This window comes from Rhodococcus sp. BP-332, from assembly GCF_019836065.1.
Classification (GTDB): domain Bacteria; phylum Actinomycetota; class Actinomycetes; order Mycobacteriales; family Mycobacteriaceae; genus Rhodococcoides.
Genome location: NZ_JABUEC010000003.1, coordinates 1 through 12,631, shown reverse-complemented (window position 1 = coordinate 12,631; position 12,631 = coordinate 1). Strand labels below are relative to the sequence as shown.

Annotated in this window: 11 protein-coding genes and 1 tRNA gene; 7 read left to right on the top strand and 5 right to left on the bottom strand. The window is 68.9% G+C overall.

Annotated elements, in window-relative coordinates:
• The first annotated feature begins 18 nt into the window (after positions 1–18).
• Positions 19–345, top strand: coding sequence for a cupin domain-containing protein (locus tag HQ314_RS11205; protein ID WP_027504173.1), 327 nt, complete (start codon positions 19–21; stop codon positions 343–345).
• 95 nt (positions 346–440) lie between these two features.
• Here HQ314_RS11205 and HQ314_RS11200 read toward each other — a convergent pair whose 3' ends face one another.
• Positions 441–1,394: an acyl-ACP desaturase gene (locus HQ314_RS11200; RefSeq protein WP_027504174.1), complete on the bottom strand. Its 954-nt coding sequence runs from the start codon at positions 1,392–1,394 to the stop codon at positions 441–443.
• 321 nt (positions 1,395–1,715) lie between these two features.
• Here HQ314_RS11200 and HQ314_RS11195 point away from each other — a divergent pair, with 321 nt between their 5' ends.
• The 4 genes from HQ314_RS11195 to HQ314_RS11180 all read left to right on the top strand — a co-directional run bounded on the left by HQ314_RS11195 (position 1,716) and on the right by HQ314_RS11180 (position 6,024).
• Positions 1,716–2,957: a CdaR family transcriptional regulator gene (locus HQ314_RS11195; RefSeq protein ID WP_307095423.1), complete on the top strand. Its 1,242-nt coding sequence runs from the start codon at positions 1,716–1,718 to the stop codon at positions 2,955–2,957.
• A 54-nt stretch (positions 2,958–3,011) separates the two neighbouring features.
• A tRNA-Arg gene (locus HQ314_RS11190) sits at positions 3,012–3,084 on the top strand.
• Between the two features lie 25 nt (positions 3,085–3,109).
• Complete coding sequence (locus tag HQ314_RS11185; RefSeq protein ID WP_222650104.1) at positions 3,110–4,006, top strand: DUF3089 domain-containing protein; 897 nt, start codon at positions 3,110–3,112, stop codon at positions 4,004–4,006.
• Between the two features lie 680 nt (positions 4,007–4,686).
• Positions 4,687–6,024: a DEAD/DEAH box helicase gene (locus tag HQ314_RS11180; RefSeq protein WP_222627727.1), complete on the top strand. Its 1,338-nt coding sequence runs from the start codon at positions 4,687–4,689 to the stop codon at positions 6,022–6,024.
• Here the strand turns inward: HQ314_RS11180 and HQ314_RS11175 are convergent.
• Entirely contained in the window at positions 6,004–7,287 is a 1,284-nt protein-coding gene (locus HQ314_RS11175) for an MFS transporter (protein ID WP_222650103.1), read from the bottom strand. The two genes, HQ314_RS11180 and HQ314_RS11175, sit on opposite strands and share 21 nt — an antisense overlap.
• A 141-nt stretch (positions 7,288–7,428) precedes the next feature.
• Here HQ314_RS11175 and HQ314_RS11170 point away from each other — a divergent pair, with 141 nt between their 5' ends.
• Entirely contained in the window at positions 7,429–9,417 is a 1,989-nt protein-coding gene (locus HQ314_RS11170) for an ATP-binding cassette domain-containing protein (RefSeq protein ID WP_222650102.1), read from the top strand.
• Positions 9,414–10,145 carry an energy-coupling factor transporter transmembrane protein EcfT gene (locus HQ314_RS11165; RefSeq protein WP_222641590.1) on the top strand — a complete coding sequence of 244 codons (732 nt, stop codon included), beginning with the start codon at positions 9,414–9,416 and terminating at the stop codon, positions 10,143–10,145. Before HQ314_RS11170 ends, HQ314_RS11165 begins: the two co-directional genes overlap by 4 nt.
• Positions 10,146–10,148: 3 nt before the next feature.
• Here the strand turns inward: HQ314_RS11165 and HQ314_RS11160 are convergent, their stop codons facing one another.
• The 3 genes from HQ314_RS11160 to HQ314_RS11150 form a co-directional block, all read right to left on the bottom strand.
• Entirely contained in the window at positions 10,149–10,580 is a 432-nt protein-coding gene (locus HQ314_RS11160; protein WP_027504180.1) for an SRPBCC family protein, read from the bottom strand.
• Between the two features lie 68 nt (positions 10,581–10,648).
• Complete coding sequence (locus HQ314_RS11155) at positions 10,649–12,310, bottom strand: cation acetate symporter (RefSeq protein ID WP_231476145.1); 1,662 nt, start codon at positions 12,308–12,310, stop codon at positions 10,649–10,651.
• Positions 12,307–12,631: DUF485 domain-containing protein (locus HQ314_RS11150; protein WP_222633921.1), on the bottom strand; the 325-nt coding region annotated here is incomplete at its 5' end. The genes HQ314_RS11150 and HQ314_RS11155, both read right to left, overlap by 4 nt.

The following is a 12,631-nucleotide window of genomic DNA, read 5'->3' as shown; positions in this document are numbered from 1 at the left end:
AGCGGGACAATACGACGCATGGACAAGAAATCGCTGACCGCGCTCGCTCGGCAACAGCTGAAGCTGGCGAAGACCGCGTCCAGCGGACGGAGTTCGCACACCGTCTACGGCGGACATCAGCGCAGCCTGCGGCAGACCGTCGTCGGCCTGGCCGCGGGCAACTCGCTGGCCGAGCACGATCTGAACGGGGAGTCCACGGTCCTGGTCCTCAGCGGCCAGTTGCAACTGGTGAGCGGTGAGCGATCCTGGAAAGGTTCCGCGGGCGATCTCCTCGTCGTCCCCGACGCCCGCCACAGTGTGGAGGCCGTCGAGGACGTCGCGTTCCTGCTGACCGTCGCGATGTAGGACGGGCAGGCCGGAGGACGGGCAGGCCGGAGGACGGGCAGGCCGGAGGACGGGCAGGCCGGAGGCCGGTCGATCGAAGACGGTCGTCAGATCTGTCAGACGGCGATGGCTTCGCCGCGTTCGCGGTCGCGGGCGAGTGCTCGGTCGCGTGACTCCTCGAAGCGCACCGCCTGCTTCTCGAGGTCGGCCAGGTAGTCGGCCACCATCTCGCGCAGCTTCTCGCCCTCGGGTCCGAAGTCGGTGCGCTCGAAGATGTCCCACTTGCGCAGCACCGGCATGATGACCTCGTCGAGGTGCTGGCGCAGGTCGTAGATGCCGTACTTCGCGATGAGGACGGCGTTGCGACGGAAGTCCGGCTGGTTGAGCCCCGGCATCTGGAAGTTCATGACGACGTCGGCGATCGCCTTCATCGTCTGGTCCGGCGCGAGCTCGATGGCCGCCGAGCACATGTTGCGGTAGAAGATCATGTGCAGGTTCTCATCGGCCGCGATGCGGGCGAGCAGTGCGTCGGCGATCGGATCGTTGCAGGCCTTGCCGGTGTTGCGGTGCGACACCCGGGTGGCCAGCTCCTGGAACGTCACGTAGGCGACGCCGTGCAGCAGGTTGGCGCCCTCCATCGGCGAGTCGATACCGACCGTCATGTGCTCCATCCGCGCCTGCTCGAGCGCGACGGGATCGACGCTCCGGGTGACGACGAGATAGTCGCGCATCGCGATGCCGTGGCGGTTCTCCTCCGCGGTCCAGCGACCGACCCAGGTTCCCCAGGCCCCGTCCATCGAGAAGTTCTCGGCGAGCCCGCGGTGGTAGGAGGGCAGATTGTCCTCGGTCAGCAGGTTGGTGACCATGGCCGCCTTGGCGACCTTCGACAGCGACGACTGCTCCGGCGACCAGTCCTGGCCGCCCAGCATCGCGAAGTTCTTGCCGTCGCTCCACGGGATGTAGTCGTGGGGGTTCCACGGCTTGGCCAGCGTCAGATGGCGTTCGAGATTGGTTTCCGCTACCGGCTGCAGTTCGCGCAGCAGCTCGATCTGTGACAGCACCTGTGGCATGAGGTTCCCCCGTGACGCGTCGTGTTCCGTCGACCTGGCCGGCCGACGAGAGGTGACGCTAGGACGGGTCCGATCGGGCCACCGCCGCCTTGCGTCGATGTTGGGACGAGTCGCAGGACGGTCCGATTCCGCCTGGCTCGGGTCACAGCGCCGCGAGGAAACGCGGGACGAAACTACACATATGAACTTTTATTGCCCTACAATCTGAACTTGCGCCCCGTTTTTGTGCGAGTGACGAGCCAGTCGACCGTCGACGTGGAGGGAAACCGCCACGTGACACGGAGTGGACGTACGGCTCGCCGACCGGAAGGAACTAGTTACGTGAGTGTCGAGAACACGCAGTCGTCCCAGGCGGCTGCGGTGGAGAAGAGCACCACCGGACTCATGGTGGCAGGCCGCACCGGCGTGCCGCCACGCGACCTCGAGAACGTCGCTCGTCGGACGGTGGGTCAGCCGGCTGCGGCCACCCGCACGTCGACACTCGGCGCGACCCTCCGGGCTGACGTCACGGAACTGACGGTGTCCTGCCTGTCCATGGCCGTCGGCGTCGGCGACGCACCCACCACCTCGGACGAGGACATCGCCGAGCTCGGTGGCCGCGCGGCGCAGTGGGCCCGCGAGGGTGTTCCGCTCCGCGCCGTCCTCGGCGTCTACCACGAGGGCATCCAGATGGGCTGGGACCTGGTGTCCGAGCGCGCGACGGGCAATCTCAAGGCTGTCGCCAAGGCGTTCGTCGCCCTGTCGGAGCGCATCTCGACGGCCGCGTCGGCCAGCTACGTCGACGAACTGCAGGCCGTCGCGAGCGAGCACCACACCGCCGCGCACACCGTCGTCACCGCACTGCTCAGTGGCCACAACGCTCGTTCGGTGGCCCGCCAGTCGGGCATCGAGCTCGCCGACTCGTTCACCGTGCTGGCCGTCTCCATCGCCGCGCATCCCGACGAGTCCAACCCCGCCCTGCCGCGCGCGGTCACCGCCCGTCGCAAGCTGCGCCGCGTGCAGGCCGAGCTGGCCCTCGTGTGCGACCGCTCCCCCTTGTCGATGCTGTCCGCCGAGGGCGGCACCATTCTCGTTCCCGGCGAGCGCGACGACGAATGGGTCGCCACTCTCGTGGAGCGCATGTCCGTCGCCGCCGAGACCGCGGTCACCGCCACCGTCGCCACCAGTTCCGTCAACGACGTGCCGGCCGCCTCGGATCAGGTGCACGAGCTTCTCGACCTCGCCCAGCAGCTTCGTCGACCCGCCGGTGTCTACCGCATGACCGACCTGGTTCTCGAGTACCAGCTCACCCGCCCCGGCCCCGGCCGGGCGTACCTGTCACGCGTTCTCGTCCCGTTGGACAACTCGCCCGAGCTGCTCGAGACCCTCGAGATCCACATCAACCACGACCTCAACCGTCAGCGCTCGGCGCGTCAGCTGCACCTGCACACCAACACGGTCGACTATCGCCTCAAGCGGATCGCGCACCTCACGGGGTTCGATCCCACGCGCCCGTCCGGAATGCGGCACCTGCAGGCCGCACTGGTGGCACGCAAGCTGGAGGCCATCTCGCCCAGCGCCTGACAGACATGTCGACCCGGTAGAGTGCTGAGCGTCAGCCCGGCTCTCGCCGGGTCGGCCCTCGTAGCTCAGGGGATAGAGCAACCCTCTCCTAAAGGGTAGGTCGCAGGTTCGAATCCTGCCGAGGGCACCGAAAGCCCCGCTACAGTCCAGCCATGACGCGTGCGCTCCTCCTGGTGGCAGCCCTGTTCGGCTCACTCTTCCTGTCGGTGCCGGCCGCGTCGGCAGCACCGTCGACAACCTGGCTCTGCCGGCCCGGCACCGCGGATCCGTGTGGTGGTGGCACCGACGCCCCTGTCGACTGCTTCTACGTCTACCCCACCGCCTCTCTGCAACCGGCGCAGTCGGCGAACCTCGACGCATCCCCCGAACTCGCCTTCGCCGCGGCGGCGCAGGCCCGCCCGTTCGACTCCGTGTGCAACGTCTGGGCTCCGGTGTACCGGCAGGCCACGCTGCTGAGCCTCGCCACGGCGGACGGCCCCGCTCGCGACGCCGCACTCGCCGAGGCCTACGTGGACATCGATCGAGCCTGGACCGATTTCCTCGCGCAACGGGACTCGAACCGTGGTGTCGTGCTGCTCGGCCACTCGCAGGGGTCACGCATGCTGCGCACACTCCTGCAGAACCGCATCGAGCCGGATCCCGCGACGCGAGCGCTGTTGGTGTCTGCCATCATTCCCGGCATCTCGGTGCGGACGTCGGACTTCACCACCGTCGCCCCGTGCACGGATGCGAGCGAGACCGGTTGCGTGGTCGCGTATTCCACGTTCTCGCGCACTCCCCCACCCGACTCCCGCTACGGCGGCGACGGCATCCTCTGCACCAACCCGGCGTCGCTCGAAGCGAATGCCAGGACGCCGGTACTGGGGCCGTTGCCGAACCTCACGGCGCAGTGCGACGGTGACAACGTGCTCATGATCGACGGCCCCGGAGCCTCGGCCCTGCCCACGCTGCCGAACGCGACCTGGGGGCTGCACCTGCTGGACCTGACGATTCCGCAACAGACACTGGTCGATCTGGTGCGGTCGCAGAGCGCGGCGTTCACTGCCTGATCGCACACCGATTCCGTGAGGCGCACACCCGCTGCGGCCTGTTGATAGGGGTGTGCGCCCACCAGAGGGGGGTGCACACCCCTACCGGGGCAGCATCTCCCGCGCACCCACCGCAGCCCCGGGCGCGCTGGTCACACGGGGTGCGCACACGCGAACCAGACCCGCACGCCGAAGCGCACACCGATTCCGTGAAGCGCACACCCGCTGCGGCCTGCTGGGAGGGGTGTGCGCTCACCAGAGGGGGTGTGCACACCCCTACCGGGCCTTGCACCGAAGCGCACACCCACCGCAGCCGCGCGCGCTCATCACCCGGGTGCGCACACGCGAACCAGACCCGCACTCCGAACCGCACACCAGTTCCGTGAGGCGCACACCCGCTGCGGCCTGCTGGGAGGGATGTGCGCCCACCGGAAAGGGTGTGCACACACTGCCGATCCCGTTCCGCCACAACAACTCCACCCGGCAGAGCGCCCACGGCACCGGCCCCACCCGCTGCGAGACGGCGGTCACAGCGACCGACCGGCTACACTGGGTCACGCTGCTGCGCCACTGTGCGCGGCGTACGTCGTGGAATCAGCACGAATTTTTCTTACGGCGATCGGAACTGCCCACCGGCAGTCTCGCCATTCTGCGCTCCGCCACAGGAGTGCTCAGATGCCCGAAAGGCACTCGAACTCTTCATGACTTCTCCCTCCTTCGCCGACCTCGGCGTCAGTGACCGTCTCGTCCGCGCTCTCACAGCTGCCGGCATCGCGTCACCGTTCCCCATCCAGGCGGACACCCTGCCCGACACGCTGAAGGGTCGCGACGTCCTCGGACGCGGAAAGACCGGCAGCGGAAAGACTCTCGCGTTCTCCATCCCCATGGTGTCCCGCCTCGGCGAGACGTTCTCGGGCGTCCGCAAGCCCAACCGCCCGCGTGGTCTCATCCTCGCCCCCACCCGTGAGCTGGCCACCCAGATCGCTGCCGCCCTCGAGCCGCTCACCATGGCGTCGAACCTGCGCGTCACCACGATCTTCGGTGGCGTCTCGCAGGCACGCCAGGTCACCGCGCTCAGCCGCGGCGTCGACATCGTCGTCGCCTGCCCCGGTCGCCTCGAGGATCTGATGAAGCAGCGTCTGGTGACGCTCGACGACATCGAGATCACCGTGCTCGACGAAGCCGACCACATGGCGGACCTGGGCTTCCTGCCCGGCGTCACGCGCATCATGAAGGCCACACCCTCGCACGGACAGCGCATGCTGTTCTCGGCGACGCTGGACAACGGCGTCGACAAGCTGGTCAAGCAGTTCCTCACCGACCCGGTGCAGCACTCCGTCGACGAGGAGAACTCCCCCGTCGCCGCGATGACCCACCACATCTTCGAGGTGGGCGGCGTCGACGGCAAGAAGGCGCTGGTCCAGCGCCTCGCCTCCGGTGAGGGTCGCCGCATCCTCTTCATGCGCACCAAGCACCAGGCTCGCAAGCTGGCGCGTCAACTCACCGAGGCCGGCATCCCGTCCGTCGACCTACACGGCAACCTGTCGCAGGCTGCGCGTGACCGCAACCTCGCTGCGTTCTCCAACGGCGACGCGCGCGTGCTCGTGGCCACGGACGTCGCGGCGCGCGGTGTGCACGTCGACAACGTCGAGCTGGTCGTCCACGTCGATCCGCCCGCCGAGCACAAGGCCTACCTGCACCGCAGTGGCCGTACGGCCCGTGCGGGCAGCGCCGGCGACGTCGTCACCGTCGTCCTGCCGGAGCAGCGTCGAGACCTGTCGGTCCTGATGCGCAAGGCCAAGATCGACGCGGCGCCGCAGCGCGTGACCGTCGACTCACCGGCCGTCCAGGAGCTGGTCGGCGACGTCGCGGCCTACGTCAAGCCCGCTCCCAAGGAGGCCGCACCGGCTCCGAAGCAGCAGCAGCCCGGACGCGGACGCTCCACCCGCGGCGGTCATGCCGGCAACTCCAACGGGGGTTCGGGTCGACGTCGTCGCCCCACCACCGCGCGCAGCGAATCAGCCGGTTACCGGGGCTGATCGCCGAGCGATCCCGACGCTGAGCACCGCCGCCACGACGCAGAGACCAGCTGCGCCGAACCAGGCGGCGGTGTACTCACCGGTGGCATCGCGCACGACCCCCGCCACCACGGACGCGATGCCCGCGCCCACCTGGTGCGAGGCGAACACCCAGCCGAAGACCAGCGGCCCCTGCGTGCCGAACACCTCGCGGCACAGAGCGATGGTGGGCGGCACCGTGGCGACCCAGTCGAGGCCGTACACGACGATGAACACCACGATCGACGGGTGCAGGGCGTCGGACAGCAGCGCCGGCAGGAACAGCAGGGCGACGCCTCGGAAGGCGTAGTACGCGCCCAGCAGCAGTCTCGGATCCACCCGGTCGGTGAGCCAGCCCGACGCGATGGTGCCCACGATGTCGAAGATCCCCACCACGGCCAGTAGTCCCGCGGCCGTGGTCTGCGGCATGCCGTGGTCGTGCGCGGACGGGATGAAGTGCACACCGACCAGCCCGTTCGTGGTGGCGCCGCAGATCGCGAAGCCCACCATCAACGCCCAGAACGTCCGCACGGACGACGCGTCCCGCAGTGCTCGGATCGCCCGCATCGCGGGATTCCCCGTGACGAGCACCGGGGCGGGCTGCTCGGTCGCCCCGTACGGCAGCTCCCCCACCTCCTCCGGGGAGTTCCGCAGGAACAGCAGGACGAACGGCACCACGGCCAGCGCACCGCCCGCCACGACCAGTGACGCCGTCCGCCATCCCGAGCTGTCGGCGAGCGCGGCGACCACCGGCAGGAAGATGAGCTGACCGGTCGCGGACCCGGCCGTGAGGATGCCGGACACGAGCCCGCGCCGCCGCACGAACCAGCGGTCGGTGACCATGGCGGCGAAGACGAGTGCCATCGATCCGGTACCCAGGCCGATGAGCAGTCCCCACGTCAGCAGGATCTGCCACGGCGCGGTGACGAACACGGTGAGGGCGCTGCCCAGGGCCACGACGGTGAGGGCGACGGACGTCACCGTCCGGATGCCGAAGCGGTCCATCAGTGCCGCCGCGAACGGTGCGGTCAGCCCGAAGAGCAGCAGGTTGACACCCACCGCCGCGGACAGCACGCCGCGCGACCAGCCGAACTCGTCGGTGATCGGCACCATCAGCACCGGCGGAGCGGCGCGGAACCCCGCGGCCCCGAGGAGTGCGAGGAACGCCACGGCGGCGACGATCCAGGCCCGGTGCACGCTTCTCGGGCGCGTGATCTGCACGGCGGCGTCGGAGTCGGACGTCATGGCTCACTTTCTCGTTCCGCGGGTCTCCGTCGGAACGGGAACCGGACACGCCGGTGGCACACTCGAGGGGTGAGATCCAGGACGGCCACAGGTCGCGGTACGAAGACGCTACACCCGGACGAACTCGCGACCGGATCGGTGATGACCGCCCTCGCCGTCGCGTTCTCGGTGATCGGCGCCCTCATTCCCGTGGCGGGTGCGCTGCAGATCGTCGCCATCGTCCCGTTGGCCGTCATCGCCCACCGCCACCGCCTGCGGGCACTGGCCGTCGCCGGTACCGCCGGCATGCTCGTGTCGTTCGTCGCGGGCGGGTTCGGCACCGCGCTGACCATGACGATCTCCGGAGTGCTGGCCGGGATCGTCGGAGTGAGCGTCCGACGCGGACGTGGGTTCACGTCGGTGCTCACCCTCTCGCTGTTCACCGGCGCCGTGGTGGGCGCCCTCTCCGTGCTGATGCTGCTGATCCTCAGCGGACTACGCGAGCTGTTCCTCACCGTCCTCGACAACTCGATCCGCGGCAGTGCGGACATCGTCGGCAGGATCGCACCCGCCGAGGACGTCGCCACCGCCGTGGCCGACTACGCCTCCTTCGCCCTGGGGTACTGGTGGGTGCTCGTCTTCGTCTCGGCGCTGATGTCGACGGCCGTCAGCGGCGTCGTCGCGTGGTGGGTGCTGCGCGCCACCCTGTCCCGCCTCGGCGAGCTGGAGTCGCGGGGCGAGTTGCCCGACGTCGTGGTCACCCCCGACGACGCGGCCGCACCGCACCCCGTGCCCGTGCGGTTGACGGGCGTGACCTACCGCTACCGGGGCGGTCACGACGACGCGCTGGGCCCACTCGATCTCGAGATTGTGCCCGGCCGTTTCGTGGCCGTCGTCGGCGCCAACGGATCCGGCAAGTCGACCCTCGCTCGCATCCTGGTGGGCACCGAGCCGACGGGCGGCCGGATCGACCGGACGGGTTCCACCGGGCTCGGCCTGATCGGCGGAACCGCGATGATTCTGCAGCATCCCGAGTCCCAGATCCTCGGTACCCGCGTGGCCGACGACGTCGTGTGGGGCCTGCCGGCGGCGGCGCGGCCGACACCGGACCGTGTCGAGGCCCTGCTCGCCGAAGTGGGCCTGGCCGGGTACGGGCTGCGCGACACCGGCAGCCTGTCCGGTGGCGAACTGCAGCGCCTCGCCGTCGCCGCGGCGCTGGCTCGCGAACCACGGCTGCTGGTCGCCGACGAGGCCACCGCGATGATCGACCCGGAGGGTCAGCGCGATCTCGTCGAACTGCTCGCCCGGCTCCCCCGTCGCCACGGCATGGCTGTCGTCCTCATCACCCATCGCGCGACCGAGGCAGCGCTGGCCGACGACGTCGTACGGCTGCACCGCGGCCGCCGGGTGATGCACGACCCGAACTGGATGTCGTCGACTCCGCTACGGACGGATCCGCTCCCGCCGCCCGGACCACCGTTACTGGTGCTGCGCGGCGTCGGTCACGTGTACGACCGACGCGGTCCGTGGGCCACCCGCGCGCTCGAGGGAATCGACCTCACGGTGCATCGCGGCGAGGGGTTGCTCGTCATCGGCGGCAACGGCTCCGGCAAATCCACGCTGGCCTGGATCATGGCCGGCCTGACGAAGCCCTCGGAGGGCACGTGCGAGCTCTCGGGCAAGGCCACGTCGTCGTCCGTCGGCACCGTCGCGCTCTCGTTCCAGCACGCTCGATTGCAACTGCAGCGCCGCACCGTGTCCGAGGACATCGAGGCCGCGGGAGGAACCGACGTGGGCACCATCGACGTCAGCCGTGTTCTCGATCAGGTGGGACTCGATCGCCGCATCGCGGGCGCGCGTGTCGACGAACTGAGTGGCGGGCAGATGCGGCGCGTCGCGCTGGCCGGACTTCTGGTGGGCAAGCCGGACGTCCTGGTGCTCGACGAACCGCTCGCCGGACTCGATCCGCCGGGTCGACGGGAGATCACCGCCCTGCTCACCCATCTGCGCCGCACGGGGCTCACCCTCGTCATCATCTCGCACGACGTCGACACCCTGGCGTCCGTCCGCTCGCGCACCGTCGTGCTCGACCACGGCACCGTGGCGCCCGAGTCCACGAACGACACCATCGAACGAGGAGCGACCCGGTGAGAGGCACACTGCTCCGCGAACTTCCGCGGGAGACGTCGGTCCACCGACTCTGGGCGGGAACGAAACTCGTGGCGGTCACGCTGCTGGGCGGGTCGCTGGTGGTCTACCCGACCTGGCCGATGCTCGCCGCGGTGTCCGTCGTCCTGCTGCTCGCGGCGATCGCCGCGCGGGTCCCGGTGTTCGCGATCCCCGTTCCGCCGTGGTGGCTCTGGGGACTGGTCGCGTTCGGTGCCGCGGTGAACGTGGTGGTCGGCGTCGACGCCGTGTGGATCTACTTCCGCGGCATCCTGTTCGGCGTCGTGCTGCTGTGGGCGACGCTCACCGTGGCCTGGACGACGTCGATGGCGGACATCGCACCGGCCATCGCGACTCTGTTGTCGCCCCTGCGCAGAGTCGGTGCGCCCGTGGACGAGTGGGCCGTCTCGATGGCTCTGCTGCTGCGGTCGCTGCCGATGTTGGTCGACGACGTCTACACGCTGGTGGCCGCACGCAAGCTCCGACCCCGCAAGAGCACGCGCAGCGGCAAGACGCAGGACACATTCCTCATCGACATCATGGCCGCCATCATGTCGGTGGCCATCCGGCGGTCGGCCGACATGGGCGAGGCGATCGCGGTGCGCGGCGGCAGCGGCAGCATCACGTCGGGCCGACGTCGCCCGCACGGATCCGACGCGGTCGCCCTGGTGCTGGTGATCGCCGCGTGCGCGACGGGGGTCGTACTGTCCTGACGCTCAGGAGAAGACGGTGACGAACGTGTCGACGGACTTCTCGATGTCGCCCTTGAGCGCCCGCGCCACACCGGATCCCACGGGACCGAACAGGGGCGCGCCGCCGAGATCGATCGTCATCTTCAGCTCGGAGCCGTCCTTCTTCTCCGCGACGGTGAGCTTCAGCGAGACCTTGACCCCGCCCTTGCCCGCGCCCTTCAGTTCGAGCTCGCGCGGCGGGGAGTACTTCTTCACGGTCCACTGCACCCGGTTCCGCATGCCCTTGACCGACACCACGGACGCCATCTGCGTGCCCTCGGACAGTTCGGCGGGCAGGTCGCCGCGCCACCCGTCGTGAATGCTGAGCCATTCCTCGTACCGCGTCAGATCGGATGCGCCGTTCCAGGCATCCTCCGCGGACAGAGGAACGATGCGGACCACCTCGAGTTTCGCCACGCCGTGAACACTAGCGCGTGACGACACCCGCGGTGGCCCGCATCGTGTCCGAACTTCCAGGACGAATCCTAGTGAGCGACCGGCTTCTCGGCGCCGACGCCGGTGAGGGATCGCACCTCCATCTCCGCTGCCTTGTCGGTGCTCTCGTTGTCCTTGCTCGTCAGCGTTCCCACGATGCCGAGGATGAAGGCGAGCGGGATCGAGACGATGCCCGGGTTCGACAGGGGGAACCAGGCGAAGTCCGAGCCCTTGATCATCGCCGTCGCCGAGCCGGACACGGCCGGGGAGAAGATGATGAGCACGATGGTGGAGATCAGACCGCCGTACATGCTCCACAGCGCGCCGCGCGTGGTGAAACGTCGCCAGAAGAGCGAGTACAGGATGGTCGGCAGGTTGGCCGCCGCGGCGACCGCGAAGGCCAGCGCCACGAGGAAGGCGATGTTCTGTCCGTTGGCCAGGATGCCGCCACCGATGGCGAGGATGCCGATGACGACGGCGGTGATGCGAGAGACCTGGACCTGCTTCTTGTCGTCGACCTTGCCCTTCTTGATGACACCGGCGTAGATGTCGTGAGCGAAGGACGCGGACGCGGTGATGGTGAGGCCGGCGACGACCGCGAGGATCGTCGCGAAGGCGACCGCCGAGATGACGCCCAGCAGGATCACGCCGCCGAGTTCGAAGGCGAGAAGCGGTGCGGCAGCGTTCTGTCCGCCGGCCGCGGCGAGGATGCGGTCCGGTCCGACGATGGCGGCGGCGCCGTAGCCGAGCACCAGCGTGAAGAGGTAGAACGCACCGATCAGCGCGATCGCCCAGACGACGCTGCGACGGGCTTCCTTGGCGGTGGGCACCGTGTAGAAGCGCATGAGCACGTGCGGCAGGCCGGCCGTGCCGAGCACCAGGGCGATACCGAGCGAGACGAAGTTCAGCTGCGACGTGGCCGAGCCGCCGTACTGGGCGCCGGGGGCGAGAACGTCACGCGCGGCGACGGTCTCGGAGACCGAGTCGCCGACCATGGTCTGCGCGCTGCCGAGGATCTCGGACAGGTTGAAGCCGAACTTGGCCAGCACCATCACCGTCATGAGACCGGCACCGGCGATGAGCAGCGCGGCCTTGATGATCTGCACCCAGGTGGTGCCCTTCATACCGCCGACGAGGACGTAGACGATCATGAGGACGCCGACGACCGCGATGACGATGGACTGTCCCGTGCGATCCGAGATGTCGAGGAGCAGTGCGACGAGGCCGCCGGCTCCGGCCATCTGCGCGAGCAGGTAGAAGAACGACACCGTGAGTGTCGACAACGCGGCGGCGGTACGCACCGGGCCCTGCTTGAGGCGGAAGCTCAGCACGTCGGCCATCGTGAACTTGCCGGTGTTGCGCAACATCTCGGCGACGAGAAGCAGGGCGACGAGCCACGCGACGAGGAAGCCGATGGAGTACAGGAAGCCGTCGTAACCGTAGACGGCGATGGCGCCCGCGATGCCGAGGAAGCTCGCCGCGGAGAGGTAGTCACCGGCGATGGCGACACCGTTCTGCGGTCCGGAGAAGCCGCCGCCCGCGGTGAAGAACTCCGCGGAGGTGGCGTTCTTCTTGCTGGCCTTGATCACCACGGCCATGGTCACGATGACGAAGACCGCGAAGATCGAGATGTTGACGAGCGGGCTGCCGACGGTCTCGGCCTCGATCGTCTGCTGGGCCAGGAACTGCTGCGCGGCAGAGTAGGTGGTCACTGGAGGGGTCCTTCGAGTTCGTCGCGGATCTTCGCGGCACGGGGGTCGAGCTCACGGTTCGCGAACTTCACGTAGATGCCGGTGATGGCGAACGTCGTCACGAACTGTCCGAGTCCGAGCAACAGTCCGACGTTGATGTTGCCGAAGACGCGGGTGGCCATGAAGTCGTGTGCGTACGCCCCGAGGAGCACGTACGTCGTGTACCAGATGAGGAAGAAGGCGGCCATCGGGAAGACGAAGCCGCGCAGGCGCTTCTTGAGTTCCTGGAACTCGGGCGTGGCCTGCATGTCGACGAAGTCCTGGGGGGACGGGGTCCGGGGT